The 19,986-nt window shown below is 53.7% G+C and carries 16 protein-coding genes; 9 read left to right on the forward strand and 7 right to left on the reverse strand.

Annotation, left to right across the window (positions count from 1 at the left end; translation table 11 throughout):
- Positions 1-104: 104 nt before the first annotated feature.
- The 4 genes from FH871_RS06750 to FH871_RS06765 form a co-directional block, all read right to left on the reverse strand.
- The gene (locus FH871_RS06750; protein ID WP_138990608.1) at positions 105-1,565 is read right to left on the reverse strand and encodes a nicotinate phosphoribosyltransferase; all 1,461 of its coding nucleotides are present in this window, start codon (positions 1,563-1,565) and stop codon (positions 105-107) included.
- Positions 1,562-2,407 (reverse strand): ribose-phosphate diphosphokinase, encoded by an 846-nt coding sequence (prs, locus tag FH871_RS06755; RefSeq protein WP_138990610.1) that lies wholly within the window; start codon positions 2,405-2,407, stop codon positions 1,562-1,564. The genes FH871_RS06750 and prs overlap by 4 nt, the downstream gene beginning before the upstream one ends.
- Before the next feature lie 99 nt (positions 2,408-2,506).
- Positions 2,507-3,187 carry an NUDIX domain-containing protein gene (locus FH871_RS06760; protein WP_138990612.1) on the reverse strand — a complete coding sequence of 227 codons (681 nt, stop codon included), beginning with the start codon at positions 3,185-3,187 and terminating at the stop codon, positions 2,507-2,509.
- A 79-nt stretch (positions 3,188-3,266) separates the two neighbouring features.
- Entirely contained in the window at positions 3,267-4,115 is an 849-nt protein-coding gene (locus FH871_RS06765) for an AraC family transcriptional regulator (RefSeq protein WP_138990613.1), read from the reverse strand.
- Between the two features lie 132 nt (positions 4,116-4,247).
- Here FH871_RS06765 and FH871_RS06770 point away from each other — a divergent pair, with 132 nt between their 5' ends.
- Positions 4,248-5,456 (forward strand): MFS transporter, encoded by a 1,209-nt coding sequence (locus tag FH871_RS06770; protein ID WP_229317102.1) that lies wholly within the window; start codon positions 4,248-4,250, stop codon positions 5,454-5,456.
- Positions 5,457-5,506: 50 nt separating this feature from the next.
- Entirely contained in the window at positions 5,507-6,181 is a 675-nt protein-coding gene (locus FH871_RS06775) for an HAD family phosphatase (RefSeq protein ID WP_138990615.1), read from the forward strand.
- On the opposite strand, the gene FH871_RS06780 is transcribed toward FH871_RS06775, so the two are convergent.
- Positions 6,148-6,657, reverse strand: coding sequence for an MOSC domain-containing protein (locus FH871_RS06780; RefSeq protein ID WP_229317104.1), 510 nt, complete (start codon positions 6,655-6,657; stop codon positions 6,148-6,150). The genes FH871_RS06775 and FH871_RS06780 overlap by 34 nt on opposite strands.
- A gap of 346 nt (positions 6,658-7,003) precedes the next feature.
- On the opposite strand from FH871_RS06780, the gene FH871_RS06785 reads away from it, so the two are divergent.
- The 4 genes from FH871_RS06785 to FH871_RS06800 all read left to right on the forward strand — a co-directional run bounded on the left by FH871_RS06785 (position 7,004) and on the right by FH871_RS06800 (position 14,236).
- Complete coding sequence (locus FH871_RS06785) at positions 7,004-10,213, forward strand: SusC/RagA family TonB-linked outer membrane protein (RefSeq protein ID WP_138990619.1); 3,210 nt, start codon at positions 7,004-7,006, stop codon at positions 10,211-10,213.
- 110 nt (positions 10,214-10,323) lie between these two features.
- Positions 10,324-11,910, forward strand: a complete 1,587-nt coding sequence (locus FH871_RS06790; RefSeq protein ID WP_138990620.1) for a SusD/RagB family nutrient-binding outer membrane lipoprotein — start codon at positions 10,324-10,326, stop codon at positions 11,908-11,910.
- Between the two features lie 160 nt (positions 11,911-12,070).
- On the forward strand, positions 12,071-12,685 hold the full coding sequence (locus FH871_RS06795; protein WP_138990622.1) for a hypothetical protein: 615 nt from the start codon (positions 12,071-12,073) through the stop codon (positions 12,683-12,685).
- Positions 12,686-12,769: 84 nt separating this feature from the next.
- A complete protein-coding gene (locus FH871_RS06800; protein ID WP_138990624.1) occupies positions 12,770-14,236 on the forward strand; it encodes an amidohydrolase in 1,467 nt (488 codons plus the stop codon).
- Between the two features lie 69 nt (positions 14,237-14,305).
- On the opposite strand, the gene FH871_RS06805 is transcribed toward FH871_RS06800, so the two are convergent.
- Positions 14,306-15,934 (reverse strand): tannase/feruloyl esterase family alpha/beta hydrolase, encoded by a 1,629-nt coding sequence (locus tag FH871_RS06805; RefSeq protein WP_138990626.1) that lies wholly within the window; start codon positions 15,932-15,934, stop codon positions 14,306-14,308.
- Positions 15,935-16,195: 261 nt separating this feature from the next.
- On the opposite strand from FH871_RS06805, the gene fbaA reads away from it, so the two are divergent.
- From fbaA to FH871_RS06815, 3 genes are all read left to right on the forward strand, one after another.
- Positions 16,196-17,275, forward strand: a complete 1,080-nt coding sequence (gene fbaA, locus FH871_RS06810) for a class II fructose-bisphosphate aldolase (RefSeq protein WP_138990628.1) — start codon at positions 16,196-16,198, stop codon at positions 17,273-17,275.
- Between the two features lie 255 nt (positions 17,276-17,530).
- Positions 17,531-17,683: a class I lanthipeptide gene (locus FH871_RS33065; RefSeq protein ID WP_171062781.1), complete on the forward strand. Its 153-nt coding sequence runs from the start codon at positions 17,531-17,533 to the stop codon at positions 17,681-17,683.
- A gap of 480 nt (positions 17,684-18,163) precedes the next feature.
- Positions 18,164-18,382: a hypothetical protein gene (locus tag FH871_RS06815; RefSeq protein WP_138990630.1), complete on the forward strand. Its 219-nt coding sequence runs from the start codon at positions 18,164-18,166 to the stop codon at positions 18,380-18,382.
- A gap of 206 nt (positions 18,383-18,588) precedes the next feature.
- On the opposite strand, the gene FH871_RS06820 is transcribed toward FH871_RS06815, so the two are convergent.
- Positions 18,589-19,950 carry a M24 family metallopeptidase gene (locus tag FH871_RS06820; protein WP_138990632.1) on the reverse strand — a complete coding sequence of 454 codons (1,362 nt, stop codon included), beginning with the start codon at positions 19,948-19,950 and terminating at the stop codon, positions 18,589-18,591.
- Between the last annotated feature and the right edge of the window lie 36 nt (positions 19,951-19,986).

Below are 19,986 nucleotides of genomic sequence, written 5' to 3' on the forward strand. Positions count from 1 at the left end.
TGATCGGACAAATTTCACCCTTCTTCCCCGCCCAAAATTGTAAGAAAACGAAAGAGCGAGCCTCCGTCACCCGGACGAACACCCGCTCCTTTTAGCACGGTTCCTTACTGGGTTACCAGCCTGGCCCGGATTTCGCGCAAGGTCTGTTCTTTCAGCAACTGGCCGTCTTTGAAGATGGTTTCCAGCAATCCCGTTCCTTCTTTTTCCCAACTCACCTGGTCTTCCATCACGGTCGTACCGGTTTCGTCGCTCACCAGACGAATCAGCCCTTTCGCGCTTTTCTTCGTTCCGTCATCGGTTTTAGGGTCTTTGAAAATCGCGCGTCCTTCGCCGTTTACTTCACCATACGTAGCTTTCACGGCAAACCCGAAGGTGTCGCGCGTCACGTACTGGTAGGTGTAACTTCCGATGCCCAGCACCACATTCGTGGAGGCAAACCCTTTCTGGTACAAGCCTTCACAAATGGCCTGACAGCGTTCGAGGTTGATGCTGTCGCCGTAAATCAACCCGATGTGGGAGTCCAGCACCTTGAAGCCTTGGGCCGTAACGGTTCCGCCAAAAACCTCCCACAGGCATTCGATGGCCCCTTTGTGTTCCGGGGTTCCCTCCCCGGCTTCCGGATCACCGCAGATGATTTTGATCGGGTCGCCACTGTCGGGGCGAATGACCACCTTGCCGTCGCGGGCCAGAATGAGCGGTTTTAGCTGGGGCAAATACCCGGTAATGACCTGCCAGAAATCCCAGGTATCGGACACGATACTGACCACCCCTTTCGGATACACATCCTGAATGAGCCGCCGGAAAGTTTCAATTTCGCCATCCTGCATCCCCATACACATCACCGAGTGTTCCGTCGCCGGAACGCTCCCGCCGATCAGTTCGGTGTCGGAGTTGGCACCGTAATACTGTTCCAGAAAATCAAGGGCGGGGATGGTGTCCGTTCCCGTAAAGCTCAGTAAATGAGCCGCTCCACTCAACAAAGCCGCTTCGAGACCACCCATACCGCGAAAACTGAAGTCGTGGCCCTGCCAGGGAACAAACGCCGGATCACCACCGGTTTTTTCGGCATAGCTGTTCAGGATTTTCCGGTATTCGAAGGCCGTTGTCGCACTGGTGCAGGGCAGCCACAGGATGCACGACAGGATGGTTTCCAGAAAATTCGTCAGCCAGAATTCCTCGGGGCGGGTGTTTTTGAAGGTAAACATCGGCATCCGCATCGGCACCCGCGTTCCTTCCGGTATGGCTTTGATTTCGAGCGGCAAATAGCCCAGATCATGTAACTTTTCAATGTGATCGTAGGTAATGGCGCCCGGCCCCAGGTAGCTTTCAATCCGGCGTTTGTATTCGGCCACGACGGTTTCTTTCGGGCGGGCGAAGAAATTCCGGTTGTAATCCTCGATCAGGTATTTTTTGATAAAGTACTGTAAGCCAAAGAAAACCACGCGATCGACCTGCTCAAGGCGGCTTTTGCGGGGAGTCCAGTTCGAATAGACCAGTTCAGTTCCGGTGGGGTATTGACGACGGTGGTCTACTTTGTAACCGTCGGAAAGATTGAGGGTTGTCATTGGTTGGAAAGGTGTGGTAAAAAGCTGGAAAAAGGGTGTTGATTCAGAAGAGGGTGGGTGATTTCACGAATGGAATCCGTCGTAAAAACCCGTTTGAAAGAAGTCGCCAGTGGCTCAAGGCCCCGGCTGAATATCCCGTGGCTGACCATCAGGTACAGGTCACCGGCCCCGTGTTTTTTCAGCTCGTCGGCCAGGCCAACGAACGTGCCCCCGCCGTCGCAGATGTCGTCCACGATGACGTAGGACGCGCCTTGCAAATCCGGCCCCGATACGAAAAAGCCCGATAACTCGCCGGTTTTGACATCCCGCCGTTTGCTGCATTCCACCACCTCGATACCGCCCAGGGCTTCGGAGAGTTTATAGATTTTTTTTAACGCCCCCCCATCCGGGGCAATCAGTTTACAGTCACCGATCTGCGTAAGACACTTTTCCACAAACCGATGGTTATCAACCACTTGAACCCTATTCAGTAAAGCGGGCGTTACGTCAGAATGGGGATCAAAAACCGTAATCCGGTGATACTGCTGGGCGTTCAGAAGGTCGGCGTAGACTTTGACCGTCAGCGGTTCGCCCGGCACCATAACCCGGTCCTGGCGGGCTCCGGGGAAATACGGAACGAAGAGGCTGATGCGTTCGGCACCGGCCCGGCGCAGGGCATCCGTTGCCACCAGAAGCAGACCCACATCCTGAAACGTGTTCAGGCGGGTCGTGATCAGTACGCTGGTTTCGGGCAAAGGCCCGGTTAATTTCAGGTGTGGTTCTCCCCCATTGAAGGTGAACGCCTTGAACGGCACGGACGGACCGTAGGGTTCAAAACCGGGAGAAAGGTGTAGATAAATCATTTTGCGTATTTTTTACGCAAATCAACAAAACAAACTACATAGTAACTACATTTTGCGGTTTTTATTTACCAACTGTTGAGCAAACGGTAAACCGTTCGTTCAAAGCTCGAAGTAAAAACCGCGCTCTTTCATCTTAAAGTACTGATTTTCATTGAATTGAAACAGATTCGCCGGACGACCTTTCCCATCGGATCGTTTTTCGTCCAGTTCTGTCAACAGCCCGAAGCTCAGCACCTTTTTTCGGAAATTGCGCCGGTCGATGGGTTTGTCGAGAATCGTTGCGTAGAGTTTTTCGAAGTCCGAGAACAGAAATTTCTCGCTGAGCAACCCAAATCCCACGGGTTCATACCTCAATTTGCTGCGCAGACGCTGCAAGGCGTGTTGAATGATTTCGCCGTGGTCGAACGCCAGATCGGGCAAATCCCGAACGTCGAACCAGCGGACATCATCGGCATCCGTTGAAGCAGCAATGGCAAAGGCTTCCGGTTTCACGAGGGCATAATAGGCAACGGCAACCGTCCGAAAACGGGGATCGCGATTGGGCTGGCCGAAGGTATAAAGTTGTTCTAAGTAATTAATGGTCACATTGGTTTCTTCGCTCAACTCGCGGTGAACGGCGGCTTCCAGGCTCTCGTCATCCAAAACAAAACCGCCCGGCAACGCCCACCCCCCCCGATACGGTTCCAGCTTTCGCTGGATCAACAGAAGGTGCAGGGCCTGGTTTCGATACCCGAAAACCACGGCATCGACGGCTACTTTTATCGTTTGGTGAATGGTCATACCGGGGCAAGTATACGACAAAAATTACGCATCCGGCCCGGCGTCTTAGCGAGTGGTCATCCGGAAAGGCCCGTTCTACTTACAATTTCAGGCTTTTGCGATACAGTCCCGGCGTTTGCCCCGTTCGCTGTTTGAACACCTTGTTAAAGTGCGACAGGTTGTTAAAACCGCTTTCGTAACAGACATCGCCAATGCTGCGGTCGCCGGTCAGGAGCTTGCGGGCCTGGGTGATGCGGAACTCGTTGACAAAATCCGTGAAGGTCATCTGGGTCATTTTTCTGAAATACCGGCAAAAAGCCGGCACCGTCATGTTGACCAACGATGCGATATCCTGAATGTCAATCGGTTGAACATAGTTGGTTTCCACAAATCCATAAATGCGGTTGATCCGCTCCTGCTCCCGGCCGTTCAGATCGAGGCTGATGCTTTCGGCGTTCAGGATCTGGTACTCGGTCGAAACCGCCAGTTGCTGAAAAATGGTCAGCAACGCCAGCATCCGTTCAAAGGGTGGCAGCGTCACCAGCGACGCGACCTGCTGCCCTACCTGCTGCTTGGTTTCCCCGAAAAACGACATGCCCTGGTGCGCCCGTTCAAACAACCGCCGAATGGCTTCCATTTCCGGTTTTTGCAGAAAATCCTTTCCCAGAAAATCTTCGCGCATCTGCACCACAATTTCTTCAAACTCCCCGACGATTCCGTGGCTGAAATTCAGGTGCGGCAGATTCGGTCCCAGAAACACCAGTTCACCATCCGAATAGGTAGAGACGTGGTGACCAATGTGGCGTTTGCCATTGCCGCGCGGAATACACACAATCTCGTATTCGGGGTGATAATGCCAGTAGACCCAGCAACTGTCCGGCTGGGTGTGGTGCATCAGCCGGAACGAACTCCCGAATCCCGGTTCTATTTTTTCAAACTGCGGTTTCATTGTTTAGGACCGAATAGATGCACTGTTAACATTTTGGAAACATGATATCGGTCAAATACATCAATGCAGCACCAAAATAAGGTAATTAAACGAAAATAGAAGTAAAAAAACCGCCTTACTTTTGTAACCGGAATGAATCAGAATACAATGAACATCACAATCGACGAAAAACCGTCCACCACACCAAGCCTCCTCCGCAGTCTTCAAACGTTTTTTACCAATCCGCAGGCGCGGGCCGTCGGACTCGTTTTCACCACCGAAAGCCTGTCACTGGGCGGCTGGGTGGCGCATATCCCTTACGTCAAAGAAAAACTGCACCTGACCGACGCTGGTTTAGGCATGGTTCTCTTTGCCATGCCGGTCGGGCTGCTGCTAATGAACCCACTGACGGGCTGGATCATTGCCCGGCTGGGGGCCGCCCGAACCTGTTTCCTGAGTGCGCTCGTGCTGTGTTTCAGCACGTTGATTCCCATCAATGCCCCCAATGTAGCCCTGATGGCCTTTGGTTTGTTTCTGGTGGGGCTAAGCGCGGCCTTGCTGAATGTGGCGATGAACACCTGCGCAGCCGATGTCGAACGGGAGCATAAGATTCTGATCATGTCCTCCTGCCACGGCATGTGGAGTCTGGGCGGCATGGTCGGTTCGCTGCTGGCCGGTATGTTAATTGCCCTTCACGTTTCGCCGTCCATCCACATGCTTGCCGTCACCATCGCGCTGCTCCTGCTGACCTTTGCATTACGGCCCATTTTGGCGACGATCCCGGCGCAACCACCCACCGAATCGTCGGCGGCTTTCGTGAAACCCAATATGCTGCTGTTGCTCATGATTTTCATTGGTCTGGCCGTTGCCATGGGCGAAGGGGCGGCCCTCGACTGGAGCGCTGTTTACCTCCACGAATCAACCGGTGCCTCCAGCCAGATTGCCGCGCTGGGTTTTGGTTGCTTTTCGCTGGCGATGACGATTGGCCGGTTCATGGGTGACGCCATCATTCCGCGTTTCGGAGCCAAACGCATCCTGAGTGTGGGCAGTCTGGTGGCGGCTTCGGGGCTGTTGCTGGCCATTCTGGTTCCGGTTCCGTTGGTGGTGCTGGCGGGATTTGCCCTGCTGGGCGCGGGTTGCTCGCTGATTGCTCCCATTCTCTATACGGCTTCGATGCGCGTTCCGGGCATTCCGGCAGCCACCGGTCTGGCCACTTTTGCGACCTTCAGCTTTGTCGGTTTTCTGGCGGGTCCGCCGGTCATCGGTTTTGTGGCCGAAGCCTACGGACTGGCCTACGGATTGGGGCTGGTCGTCGTCGTGCTGGTGCTTTCTGCCTTTATTTCACGACAAGTAAACGTTTGATCAATCACTCTTTACGCGGTTTCACGCAACTGCTCCATTCTATATTCACTATGAAAGCTGCCATTTTTGACATGGATGGTGTCATTGTCGACACCAATCCCCACCACCGCCTGGCCTGGCGCCAGTATTTTGAACGCTACGGAAAACCACTGTCCGACGCTGATTTTGTCCAGTACGTTTCGGGTAAACACAACAGCCAGATTCTGACGCACCTCTTTACCGATCGTACACTTTCGGATGCTGAATCCCGTCAGCTGGCCGCCGAAAAAGAAGCCTTGTTTCGGGAATTGTATCAGCCCGACATCAGGCCGGTGGCCGGTTTGACCGACTTTCTTCAATCGCTACAACGTGCCGGTATCCTGACCGCAGTCGGCACCTCGGCACCGCTCGAAAACCTTGATTTTGTGATGGATGCGCTCGATCTGCGTTCGTGGTTTACGGTTTTACTCGACGAAAGCAAGGTCAGCCGACCGAAACCGGACCCGGAAATTTACCAAAAAGCGATGGAACTGCTGGGCGTCGAACCCCACGAGAGCGTTATTTTTGAAGATTCAACCACGGGCATCCGGGCAGCCAAAGCTGCGGGCGCCTACGTGATCGGACTGGCTACCACAGACTCGGCCGAAGAACTGCTGCGGGTGGGAGCCGACGAGGTAATCCGTGACTTCACGGAACTGACGCCCGGCCGGTTTCAGGAATTGCTCAACCGCTCGGTCCCCGTTTGATCGGTTTTTAATACCGTAACCGCATCATTCAAATGAATACTGCCGCCCCGGACGACCCGCGCCGTAAGCCCGCCGTGGCCGCGCATGGCGTTGTAACCGCCCGGCCCCAGGTTGGTTTCCATGCGTGAACAGGGGTGGCATTGTCCGGTAATTTCCAGAATAACCGCATCGCCGATCTGAATCTGATGGTCTTTCAACGCCAGCAGGTTCAGCCCGGCGATCACCAGATTTCTCCGTAACAAAGCCGGATCGAGCGATTCACGCCCGGTCAGGGAGGCCACCACCGGCAGGTGTTCGGCCTGAATCAGCGTCACATGCCGGTTGCCGCTCCGCCCGCTGTAGTGATCGCCCAGCAGTCCCTTCTTCTCCGAAACTTCGACTTCACGAACCACTTCGATAGCGCCGTGTTTCTGCGGCCGAATTCCAATCCACTCTACCTGCCCCGAACGGGGAAAGGTTTCCAGTAAAATCTTCAACTGATTTTCCACAAATTCTGCGCTTAATGGACTGTGAAGATATGGACTTTCCGCGTAGTGACGAAAATTACGTATAGAGGTTCCCCGAGGTCAATACAAACCGCATTCCTACACGCCCGGTTAAATTCTTGTACAAATCAAATATAACAGAACACCTAAGAACCAAATTAATTTTCAATAAATCTCCTAAAACAGGTTTAAATATTTAGTGATTTTATAGTAAAAAACAGAATTATTAAAAAATATTGTCTCATTTGAGACCCAATATTCCAAATATTGTGCTTATTTTGGAATAATCAGTCTAGAACTGTACCTAACCTATTTTTCACTTACTCTATTAAATTCTATGACAAAATGTGTACAACTCACATTTTTCCTACTACTGTATGCTTTCCTGAGCCACGCTCAGCAGAAAGCCATTCGTGGTAAGGTCATTACCGCCGAAGAACGTACGGTTTTGCCGGGCGTGACGGTGTCGGTCAAAGGAAACCAGCAAATTGGAACGGTGACCGGCGCACAGGGCGAGTACCAGATTAACGTCCCGGCGGGTGCCACCACACTCGTTTTCTCCTCCATCGGCTTCCAGACCCAGGAAGTGACCATCGGTTCCCAAACGACCATCGACGTTTCGCTGCCAACAGACACCAAACAGTTGACCGAAGTCGTCGTTACCGCCGTTGGGATTACCCGGGAAAAGAAAGCCCTGGGCTACTCGGTGAGCACCATCAACAGCAGCAAAATTGCCCAGATTTCGGAACCGGACCCGCTTCGTTCGCTGTCGGGAAAAGTGGCCGGGGTCAACGTACAGGGATCGGGCGGGGCCGCCGGTGGTTCGACCAACATCACGATTCGCGGAAACTCGTCGCTTTCCAACAACAACCAGCCGCTGTTCGTCGTCGATGGGGTGCCGTTCGACAACTCCTCCTTCCTGACCGACGGCGGTCAGCAGGGCGGGGCGAGTTTTACCAACCGCGCCTTTGACCTCGACCCCAACAACATCGAGTCGATGACGGTTTTGAAAGGGGCGGCTGCGGCAGCACTCTACGGTTCGCGGGCGGCCAATGGTGCCATCATCGTGACGACTAAAAACAACCGCAAGAAGTCGAAAAAGGGCCTGGAGATCACGTACAACACCTCCTATTCGTACGAGAAACTCGCCAAAGCACCGGAATACCAAACGACCTACGGCCAGGGAACCGAGTGGGATACGCGCTACGGCGTGTTTGGAACCTGGGGAGCGCCGTATTCCCAGATCGACTCCATCCTCCACCCCATCGGCGTTCGTCTGCCAACGGTTTTCCCGGAGCTGGCGAACAAAAAGGTCAAATATGAACCGTTTGGTCAGCAGAACTTTGAAAATTTCTACGAAAACGGCTTTGTCTACGAAAACGCTTTCAGTGTTTCGGGGGGTAACGAAAAAGCCAGCCTGACCGCCGGTTTTTCACGGACGGCGAACAAAGGGATTGTTCCCGAAAATAAAATCAACCGGACCAGTTTCAACATCGGCGGCAATGCGCAGTTGGACAACGGTTTCTACCTCAACGGGTCGCTGACGTACGTGAACATCGACCAGCGCTCTCCGCAGCTTACGTCGAGCATCGGGAACGGCCCCTCGGCCATCGAAATTCTGCCGTGGACGCCCAACAGCTACGACCTGACCAACTACCCCAACACCAACCCGCTGACCGGCGGCAGTGTGTATGACCGGGTCGGCATCGACAACCCGTACTGGTCGGTGAAAAACAGCCCGTTTACGAGCAAAGTAGACCGGTATTATGGCAAATTCACCCTTGGATTCGATCCGTTTTCGTGGCTGAATGTCCAGTATACGGCGGGTTTCAATGCCTACACCGACCGTCGCCGGAGCGTGAACGGGAAGAATGGCGAGATTTATCCAAATGGCAACGTCACCGACGACAACATCTATCGCCAGGAACTCGACGGTAACCTGCTTATTACGGCAACCCGGGATTTCGGGCCGGATTTCAGCTTGCGGGCCATCATCGGCAACAACGTCAACCAACGGCTGACCGACCGCCAGCTCGTGTTTGGCGACGGGATTATCGTGCCGGGCATCAACGACCTCGACAACACCCGGATTCAGCAAACGTTCGGCGGAAACCTGATCAAACAGCGGTTCATGGCGTTTTTCGGGGATTTCCAGTTGTCGTACCGCAACTTTGCCTTCCTGAACGTGGTCGCCCGAAACGACATTTCCTCGACCCTCCCGAAAGGAAACCGGAGTTACTTTTATCCGGGTGTCAACGGTTCCTTTGTTTTCACGGAACTCTTCAAAACCAACCCGGCGATTTTGTCATTCGGTAAAATCCGCCTGGGGTACGCCGTGGTCGGCAACGAAGCCAGCCCGTATCAGACCCAGACGGTTTACAACATCAACCCGTCGTTCACGCATCCCGGCCCGGTCGATATTCTGGCCCCGTTCAACGGCGTCAACGCGATGACCTACAGCAACCGGCTGGGCAGTGCGACGCTGAAACCGGAGTTCATCCGCGAATTTGAAGCCGGTACAGAACTGCGTTTTCTGAAAGACCGCATCGGAATCGACCTGACCTATTACCGGAAGATCAGTACCTCCCAGATTTTCACGGTCGATGTCGCTCCCTCGTCCGGGTATCTGACGCGGGTGGTGAACCTCGGAAAAGTGCGCAACGAAGGCATTGAACTTGGTCTGGACATCACGCCGATCCAGTTGTCCAACGGGTTCAAATGGAACATTTACACGGCATTCACCCGCAACCGAAACCTGGTGCTGGATCTGGGTGGCGCAACCGAACTCTATTACAGTCAGGCGAATGCGACCAACACGATTGGCAGTATGCACATCGTGGGCCAGCCCTACGGTTTGATTCGGGGCAGCTATTACCTGCGCGACGACGAAGGCAACCTGCTGATCAACCCGGCCACCGGCAAGGCGATTCTGGCGGATCGCCAGGGACCGGTCGGCAATCCGAACCCGAAGTTCACCATGGGTATCACCAACACCTTCACGTTCAAAGGCATCACGCTCGGTGCGCTGTTCGACTGGAAACAGGGTGGGGATCTGCTGTCGATTTCGGTAGCCGAAATGCTGAGCCGGGGCATCACGCGCGACAACGAAGACCGCAACAAGGTGCTGGTGCCGGTGGGCGTATTGGGCGATCCGAACACCAAATTGCCCATTTTGACGGCCGACGGCCAGAAACAACCCAACAACATTCCGATTTCGGTCAACGAATATTACTTCGGTACGGGTGCTTTCAGTGGCAGTCAGGGAACCGCCGACGAGTTCCGGGTTTTCGATGCGACGGTTTTCCGCCTGCGCGAAGTGTCGCTGGCCTACCAGATTCCGACGCTCTGGCTGGCGAAAACGCCCTTTGGATCGGCAACGATTTCGCTCAGCGGTCGCAACCTGTGGTACAAAGCCCCCAACTTCCCCAAATACATGAACTTCGATCCGGAAGTAAATTCACTGGGTGCGGGCAATGCCCAGGGCTTCGAACTGGTAGCGGTTCCAACCACCAAACGGTACGGCGTCAACCTGCGGTTTACGTTCTAAGGCTGTGACCATGCTGCGGATTACAACGGGGTCGCCCGGCGATCCTGTACAGAGTGGTTCGCGATTGCAAATCGCAAAGCAAATCATCCAACATTTACCGAAACTTATTTATGAAAACGATATTTAAACTGTTTCTCGGGGCCTTTTTTGCGCTCACGTTCAGCAGTTGCAATGATTTTCTGGACATTAACGTCGATCCGAATACCCCGGCGCAACCGGTGCTGGATCTGCTGCTTCCGGCCACCCAGGTTTCCATTGGCGTCCACATCGGCGGGGGAGCCACCAACCGCGTGGCGACGGTCATCATGCAACATGCCACCCAAAACGGCCCCAGCCGCTTCGACATGAGCGGTTCGACTTTCCAGACGCCCTGGAACGGCATTTACTCGGAAGCCCTGAACGACCTGGAAATCATCATCCGGGAAGGAACCGCCAAAAGCCAGTGGAGCTACGTCGGAATCGCCAAACTCGAAAAAGCGTACGTCTACAGTGTGCTGGTCGATCTCTGGGGCGATGTACCGTTCTCGGAAGCGTCGCAGGGTGACGGCAACCTCAGCCCGAAATTCGACAAAGGGGCCGATATCTACGCAGCCGTTTTCAAGCTGATCGACGAAGCGGTGGCGGATCTGAACAAAACCCCGTACGTGTCGCCGGGTAATGCGGATCTGTTCTACCGGGGTGATCGGCTGGGCTGGATTCGGGCGGCCAACAGCCTGAAACTGAAACTCCTGAATCAGATTCGGCTCGTTCCGAGCGAACAGGCACGGGTGAAGCAGGAAATCAACGCCCTGATTGCCGGTGGGCAGTTGATTCTGACGAATGCGCAGGATTTTACGTTCAAATTTGGCGCGACCGAGACCCCCCAAAACCGCCACCCGATTCACATCAGCGACTACCGCGCCACGAAGGATTTCTGGATGGATCAGGGTTTTATGGAGCGCCTGTATAATACTGATGATCCGCGGCTACGCTATTACGTGTATCGCCAGACGAGCAATGCCGGGGTTAATTTCACCCGCACCAGCAACGGTTACGGGGGCCGCTTTACGGGTGATCCCACCGGTGCTCCCGCCGACAACGCCGTTCGGGCCACGTTCGGCCTGTATCCCTACGGCGGTTTATACGACAACAATCCCATCAGCAATTTGCCGGCCACCAACGTATTTCTGACCAATGCGGGCGTCAATACCCCGGCCAATTTCCGGGTGGTGACCACGGCTGACGGTACCGGTGCCGGTATTTTCCCGATCGTTACCGCTTCAATGGTCAACTTTATTCTGGCCGAAGCCGCGCTGACCCTCGGCACAACGGGAGATGCCAAAGAGTATTTCAGAAACGGCATCACACTGAACCTCAACAGCATCAACAGCTTTGTACAGGCTCCGGGAAATTCCGGCACGCAGCTATCGGCTACGACCATTACCAATTTCGTGAATGACCGACTGGCGAAATTCGACGCGGCTCAGGCGGCTGGAAAACTATCGGTGGTGATGACGGAGAAGTACATTTCGCTGTTTGGCAACGGCATCGAATCATACAATGATTACCGCCGAACCGGCATCCCGACACTGATGGCCCCGATTTCGCCCCTGAATCCGTTCCCGCTGCGGTTTACGTATTCACAGCGTGAATTGAACACCAACACGTCGGCCCCGGCCCAGAACAATTTTGTAACCCCGGTTTTCTGGGATTTGTAAACGGTTTACGGTTTTCAGTATACTGTTTACGGTGGCTGACGCATACTTGCTGACGCGTTTTATTGAGCAGGCATCAGCCACCGTAAACGGTAAACCGTAAACCGAATACTGTGAACGATAAACTAACTTAAAACACGGTTTCCAAAACCGTCCTGACGATATGAAGACCATTGCTTATCTAGTTTTAGTGATGACCGCGCTGGTCATTTCGGACGCCTGCCAGACCAAAGATCCCATTCCGCTGGCTCCCGCCGGAGCGGTGGCGGTGGCGAAGGTCAATGCCGCCAAAGCCTATTTTGACGTCACGAATCTGGCGACCACGGATTTTGAGTTTCAGTTGAGTGGCGAGGATTTTGGTCAGGGCGTTGGCGTCAAAGCCATCGAAGTATGGATTGGCCTGAATAGCCCCAAAATTACGCTGGCGGCTTCCATGACCTCCTGCGGCAACGGTGTCGGCTGTCTGTATCCGAGTGGTTCGCTGGCGCCTTTGCCCAGCCGTCTGGTGGCCAATGACAAGTTATGGAAAACCTTCTCGACCTTCCCGGCAACGGTTTCCATCAAAGCCAGCGAAGCCGCTGCGGCCGTTGGGGTGTCGCCAACGAGTCTGGTGCTGAACGATACGTTTCAGTTGAAATTTGTGGTCCAGACCAATGATGGCCGTCGTTTCGACGCATTCCACGACGGGATTTGTGACGAAACCCGGGGGCAGGTGGGCGATTGCCGCCTGGTGATTCGGGTCGATAACAAGAAAGCGTTGTACCAACCTTTAAAATAAAACAATATCTTCATCAGCGAAACGGTAGCGTCGTGCCGGTTACGACCGGCATGACGCCTACAAAACCATCTTAACCGACTTGTCATGCAAAAAAAACCGCTTTTCCGGCTGCTGGTCTTCGGACTGGGTTGGCTTCCTACGGCCCTGCTCGCCCAATCGACCCTGACCAAAGAGCAACAGGAAGTTCTGGCGGGGCTGGACAGCAAATCGGCCCACTACGGCACACTTTCCAAACAGATTTGGGACTGGGCCGAGGTAGGATATCAGGAACAGAAAAGCTCGGCCTTGTTGCAGGAAGAACTGACCAAAGCAGGTTTTTCGGTGAAAGCGGGCGTTGCCGGTATTCCAACGGCTTTTGTGGCCACCTTCGGAAGCGGCAAACCAGTCATCGGCATTCTGGCGGAATACGACGCCCTGCCGGGGATTACGCAGGATGCCACGCCTGACCGAAAACCGCTCGACACCAAAAAAGCCGGACACGCCTGCGGACACAATCTGTTCGGACCCGGTTCGGTAGCGTCGGCCATCGCGGTGAAAAACTGGTTGCAGAAATCCGGCAAAGGCGGCACCATCCGGCTCTACGGAACCCCGGCGGAAGAAGGCGGTTCGGGAAAAGTATACATGGTGCGGGAAGGCCTCTTCAGTGATGTAGATGTGGTGTTGCACTGGCACCCCGCCGACCGCAACGGTGCCGATCCCTCAACGTCACTCGCCAACATCACCGCCAAATTCCGTTTCCGGGGCATTGCGGCCCACGCAGCCGCGTCTCCCGATCGCGGACGGTCAGCCCTCGACGGCGTGGAATCGATGAATTACATGATCAACATGATGCGGGAACACATTCCGTCGGATACGCGGGTGCATTACGTCATTACCAAAGGTGGTGAAGCTCCGAATGTCGTGCCGGACTTCGCGGAGGTTTATTACTACGTCCGGCACAAAAACCGGACGGTCTTACAGGATGTCTGGAAGCGCATGGTGAAAGCCGCCGAAGGAGCCGGTATGGGTACGGAAACCAAAATGGAATACGAAATTATCGGTGGCGTCTACAACCTGCTGCCTGTGGAGACCCTGGCGAAACAAATGCACAAAAACCTGAGCCTGGTGGGTGGCGTCACCTATACGCCGGAGGAAACCAAATTTGCCGAGAAACTGGGCGAATCGTTCGGAGCATCATTCGGTTCGATTCGGAAACCGGGGGAAGCCGCAGCCGTTTCGCCCTTCTCGAATAACGACCTTCTCAGCAGTGCGTCGACGGACGTGGGCGATGTGAGCTGGGTGGTTCCAACGGTTGGGTTATCAGCTGCCACCTGGGTTCCGGGAACGGCCGCCCATAGCTGGCAGGCGGTGGCATCGAGCGGCACGAGCATTGGCGTTAAAGGCATGATGGTGGCGGCTAAATCCCTGTCGCTCACTGCCATCGACCTCTTCAACGACCCGGCACTGATTCAAAAAGCCCGCACCGACTGGGAAAAAGCCCGCGGTGGTGCTGCTTTCAAATACGAAGCCTTGCTAGGCGACCGGAAACCGGCGCTGGATTACCGGAAGTGATAAAAGAGTTGTATCGCGGAGTTAAGCAGAGAAAATAAATAACTCCGCTTAACTCCGCGAAATAGCTCATTACTTCAAATACCGCTTCGCCGGGCTCAAAACCGCTCGTTTTGGATAAGCGACGCCCCGGTAACTCGTTGGAACATTCGGGTCGCCCCGCTTGTAGGTCGGTAATTTGGGGTACGGGTAAATTGGTCGTTGAAACCGGACGCCGTTGCTGGCTACGCCACCGGTATAAGCCGCAGCGATCAATTGGTCGGGAGCTTTGCCCTGCTCCACCCAGTTCATCAGCGCCGTTAAAATATCATGATCCCGATCCTGCGGAACCGTCAGCGCCAGACTTTGCCCGCAGTCGTTTAGGCCCGGCCCTCCCCCGCAATGCGCCATGCCGGGTATCAGAAAAAACCGAAAAAAGTCCGCCGTTTGCTCTGCGCCCCCCTGCGCTTCCACCACCCGCTCGTAGTAGGTGACGGCATCCTGGTACGGAACGAGCGGATCGGCGGTTCCGGCATACATCAAAATTCTGCCTCCGCGTTTTTTCAGGGACGACAAATCGGGATTGTTCGCGTTCAGGATCGGCGCCAGCACGGAATCCATCCGGTCCTGATCACGGTCGAAATCAAATACTTTGTAATCGAAATTCGGGCCAAATACCCATTTGTATTGATAAAAAAGCGAACCCGGTGCCTGTTTCGGATTCTGCTGGTATTCCAGTCCGGCCGATGAGTTTTCACTCCCGAGCGGCAAAGGCGTATAAATTCGCTCACCCGTTCGCGGATTCGTTGGTCCGGCGTATAGTTGTTTCAGCGCGGTCAGTTGCGTGCTGGTCAGGCAAGTGCCGTCGTCGGTCCCCTCCGGGCATTTGGGAAGTGTTTCGGGATCAAACCGGCACGCCCGGGGGTCGGTCAGAAAATTGTCGCCGGGCGCTCCGCCGTCCTTCCCGGCACAGGCTTTCACCACCGCCTGGGTGATGAGCACAATTTTCTCTTTCGGCAGAAACGCACTTCCTGCCAACTGATTCGTCACCTTGTAGTTCCAGACGAAACCGGTGTGCAAGTGGGTGCGGTTGTTGGCGGGTGCACCGGCTAGAATACCGTCATAATCGTCCGGATACCGTTGCGCTTCCATGAGTGCCTGCTGCCCTCCGGTCGAGCAACCCGCGAAGTAGGCGCGCTGGATCGGCTTTTGGTAGTGGGCCTGGGTGATGGCTTTGGCGGTTTTAGTCATCTCGTGCGTGGCCCGGTGCCCAAAATCCTCCCAGCGTTCGGGGTGATCCACGGCTTCATTCGCATTCGGGGAGGTCCCCATGTCGGTATTGGTGGTCGCAAAACCGCGCTTCAGGCCATTCACCAGGGCTCCGTAGGCAATGTTGCCAGCTCCCCCGCCCGTACCGGTTCCCAGAAACCGGCCATTCCACCCGGTTTGGGGAAGCCACACTTCGATGCGGATATTCGACTCTGGCGTAGGTTTCAGCGTGGCCGCCACCCGGCAGAAAGCGGGCAGATCGGGAACCGCCACACCACTGCCCGGCATTCGGAACGCCCCGGCGGCTACACACTCGGCTGTCGTGATGGTCGCTCCCGGAAACGTCTGTCTGGCAAGCTGTTGGCAGGAACAGGAAGTGCTGTCGGTTTGGGCGTACAGGGTAGGATTGCTGCTGAGAGCAAGAAGGAGTACGGTTATTTTAGAGGGCTTCATGAGTTAGGCAAAGGGCATTTCAAAGGTAAAGAAGATCAGGTTATTACACAGAGTTGATCAGAGAAAATCAGACGGGGCCTCCCGAGCGGTTAATCAAAGTTTTCTCTGTGCTCCTCTGATTCTGTCTGATCAACTCTGTGTAATAACCTTAAAGACGGTTTAGAAAATAAATCGTACTTTGCAGCCTGAATTCGTTGCGGGTTAACCATCTCGAAATCAGCCTATTTTTTCTTTACGCAATCTATTTTATTCCTATTGACTATGAGCGAAGTAGCCAGCCGATTTAAGCCCGGTGTGATAACGGGCGAAGGCGTCACCGAAATTTTCCGTCATGCCAACGAAAATGACTATGCGCTTCCGGCGGTCAATGTTGTCGGGACCAACTCCGTCAATGCTGTGCTGGAAACCGCAAAAGCCGTCAACTCGCCGGTTATCATCCAGTTCTCGAACGGTGGTGGTATTTTCTACGCGGGAAAGACCCTGTCGAACACCAATCAGCAGGCGGCCATTGCCGGTTCGATTTCCGGTGCCCTGCACATTCATAACATCGCGGAATTATACGGTGTCCCCGTGATTCTGCATACCGACCACTGCGCCAAGAAACTGCTGCCCTGGATCGACGGACTGCTGGACGCGGGTGAGAAGCATTTCGACCAGACCGGAAAACCGTTGTACAGCTCACATATGCTCGATTTGTCGGAAGAACCGATCGAAGAGAACATCGAAATCTGCGCCAAATATTTCGAACGGATGGCCAAAATCGGCATGACGCTGGAAATTGAACTGGGCGTAACGGGTGGTGAAGAAGACGGCGTCGATAACTCGGACGTCGATGATTCCAAACTGTATACGCAGCCTTCGGAAGTGGCATATGCCTACGAAGAACTGTCGAAGATTTCTCCGAATTTCACCATTGCCGCAGCTTTCGGCAACGTCCACGGTGTTTATAAACCGGGTAATGTGAAGCTGTCGCCGATCATTCTGAAAAATTCGCAGGATTATATTCAGGAGAAATTCAGTACCGGACCGTTGCCCGTCAACTTCGTTTTCCACGGCGGATCGGGTTCAAGCCGGGAAGAAATCCGGGAAGCCATCCGCTACGGTGCCATTAAGATGAACATCGATACCGATATTCAGTGGGCTACCTGGGAAGGGGTTAAAAACTACTACGAAGCCAACAAGGATTATTTGCAGGGTCAGCTTGGCAACCCGGCGGGTGCCGATTCTCCGAACAAAAAATACTACGATCCGCGCGTCTGGTTGCGCAAGGGCGAAGAAAGTCTGGTGAGCCGTTTGAAAGTGGCTTTCGAAGACCTGAACTGCATCAACCGACTGGCGTAAGAAAGTAAAAGTTAAACGTGAAGAGTTATGAGTCGGAAGACTTGTAACTCTTTTTTTGTGCCTTTGCCGGACGAAACCGACCGTTCGCTCATTCATCTGGTCAGACTTTCTTTTCGGCCGATCATTCCCCCATTTCGTCCTGTCCGGTGCAGAAGGTTGACAAAACACCTCTTTTCGGGTGCAATTTTGACTCGTTAACCACACCGGGGACCGCCGAAAACCGCTTAGAGTAGGCACTCACAACCACACAATAGTATGAAAAAGCAACCATCAAAACTCACGCTGAAAACCGACCAAATTGTCGCTTTGTCAAAATCGAAGGCTGAAAACATCGCCGGTGGCCGCCCGCAACTGATTTCCAAAGATATCTGCGGCAGCAATACCCCAGGCTGTCCGGTACGGGTCTAATCTGCGATTCTGGAACGATCGCCCGAATTATTATTCTGGTATCAATAAGGTCGGCGTGTTCACCCATTTATGGGTAAACACGCCGACTGTTTTGTTTCATAACGCACGGCCCCGTCTTGATGTCCATTGGAAAGCTTTTGAAAACACCCCGATCTTCAGAATAAACAAGTCTGATAGTTGCGCTAAATCACGAAGAGAACGCAATACAGGATTGGCAATTAACATGCTTAAATCCCGGTTTTTCTACGTTTGTATCACTACACAACATATCCCTATGAACCTATTGGTTAGTTACTTACCAATACCTTTTCTACATTAAAGCAGGGACGATTCAATTGGCTCCAACAATTACTTTTCAACCCCATTGAACGGAATAAGGAATTTCTAAAAACTAATCAAGAATTTACTATTTATCTCCGGATAAAGGTAATCGCAATACCTCCGTATTCTGTATCTTGAGGGAACATTACGAAACGTGCCATGAAAACCTTATCTTTTTTATCCATGACGCTGAACGTCATGTCCATCTCCCGTAGGTTTACGACAACGAAAGAATGCCCGCACTGCGGTCGGGATCAGTCGGCAGCCGAACGCATTCCCCGCTCCCTGCTCGTCAAGAGCCTTTTATTTTATGTTCCCACCCGTACTTACCGTTGCCAGGGCTGTCGTAAAAAATTCATTAAAATTGGCACCGATTAAACACCCTGAAAGCTACTTTTAATCTTATTAGGATACGAAAACGCTCCTGCTTCATCAGTCATACCTATGTGGTTTTAAGGAATGATTGCGAGTGAAATTAAAAACTTAACATACTGATCATACTACCGAACATTGCGTTTGATCTTTAATTCCTGTTATTCCGAAAACCATCAGTCTAATGCCAATATCCTGCGCTGCCAATTGTCTTATTTCACATACGATAATTTGCGGGGAATGGTAAAAATCTCGGTCTGGCGACCGTCGATATACCGAAAATTCTGTCCATCGAAAAAACCGTCTTCCTCGAGCATGATCCGAACGGTTTTCTTCCACTCCGGCACATCGACTGCCGCATTGAGTTCAATGGAATAGGCTGTATTGGCATACAACGGATAATCGCCCGAACCGGGAACCCCCTTCTGCTGGTCCCACATTCCGATGGTTGGGCCAGCCGCGTGGCCATGAACGCCAATGGGATGCGTATAAATCGTCCCCCGAATGCCCTCCTTCTTCGCCTGTTCCAGGGCTTCGAGTAGCAATTGATTCCCGGTTTTTCCGGCCTTATACCGTTCCGTCAGGATGTCCTGCAACCGGTTTCCCTGCTGAAAGGCTTTGCGCAGTACTTCCGGCACTTCGGTCTCGCCGGGGCGCAGAATGTAGGCGTGTTGCTGCTGATCCGTATTGAGTCGCAGATAAGTAATGCCAAAATCGACGTGTAGCAGATCGCCCGGCATGATTACCTGACCGGCGGGGCGTTTGGAGAAGGTTTTGAGGTGATCGAAGTCTTTGGGCGACCCACTCCCCTGCACATCCACCGTGGGATGAAACCAGGTTTCCAGGCCCAGTTCGGTAATCCGCTGGCGAAACCACCACACCACATCCTCGGTCGTGGTGACGCCGGGCTGAATGACATGTTCCGAGAAGCCTTCCTGAATAATCTGGTGCGACAACCGGCAAATGAGCGGGTAAATGGCCATTTCCTTCTCCGTCCGCGTTTCCAGCCAGCCAACCGACAGCTTCTCCGCCGACACCAGCTTTTTCTGATCGTCAGCCGGTAATTTTTCCAGAAATTCACCGTGTTCCGTTAAGGTCAGGCCGTCGGCGTGGGCGTAGTTTTTGGAGAAGTTCAGCCCTATTTTCTTCGGCTTGCGGTCCTGAATAATTTTCACCAGGGCCTCCCACTGGTTGGGCCGGACGTCGATGTCCCAGGCCCCTTTGAGCAGATTGCCGACATCATAGCGGGCAATCGCCAGTTTTTCCACGCCTTTATCGCCCCCCTGATCGAAAAAAACCATGATCGTCCGGCGCCGGGCCGACAGCCACGTGCTGGGCAACATGGTTTTCAAAACCGGGTCTTCGTTGTATTCCCGCGAAATGATCACCCACATATCGATTCCCTCCCGGCGCATCAACTGAGGCAGCAGGTTGTTGAAGCGGTCTTCCAGGATTTCATCGACCACCCGCGCCCGTTCGCGCTCGTTCAGGATGGTGGAAGGAGAAAGCGGCTGGGCGGCTAAACCGCAGGCCGAAAAAAGAAGCAGAAAGAGCGAGAGGAGACGGTGGTGCATAGATGAAGTGAAATGTTATTATTCGTTAAAAATACG

It is taken from the genome of Larkinella sp. C7, from assembly GCF_006149005.1.
GTDB lineage: Bacteria > Bacteroidota > Bacteroidia > Cytophagales > Spirosomataceae > Larkinella.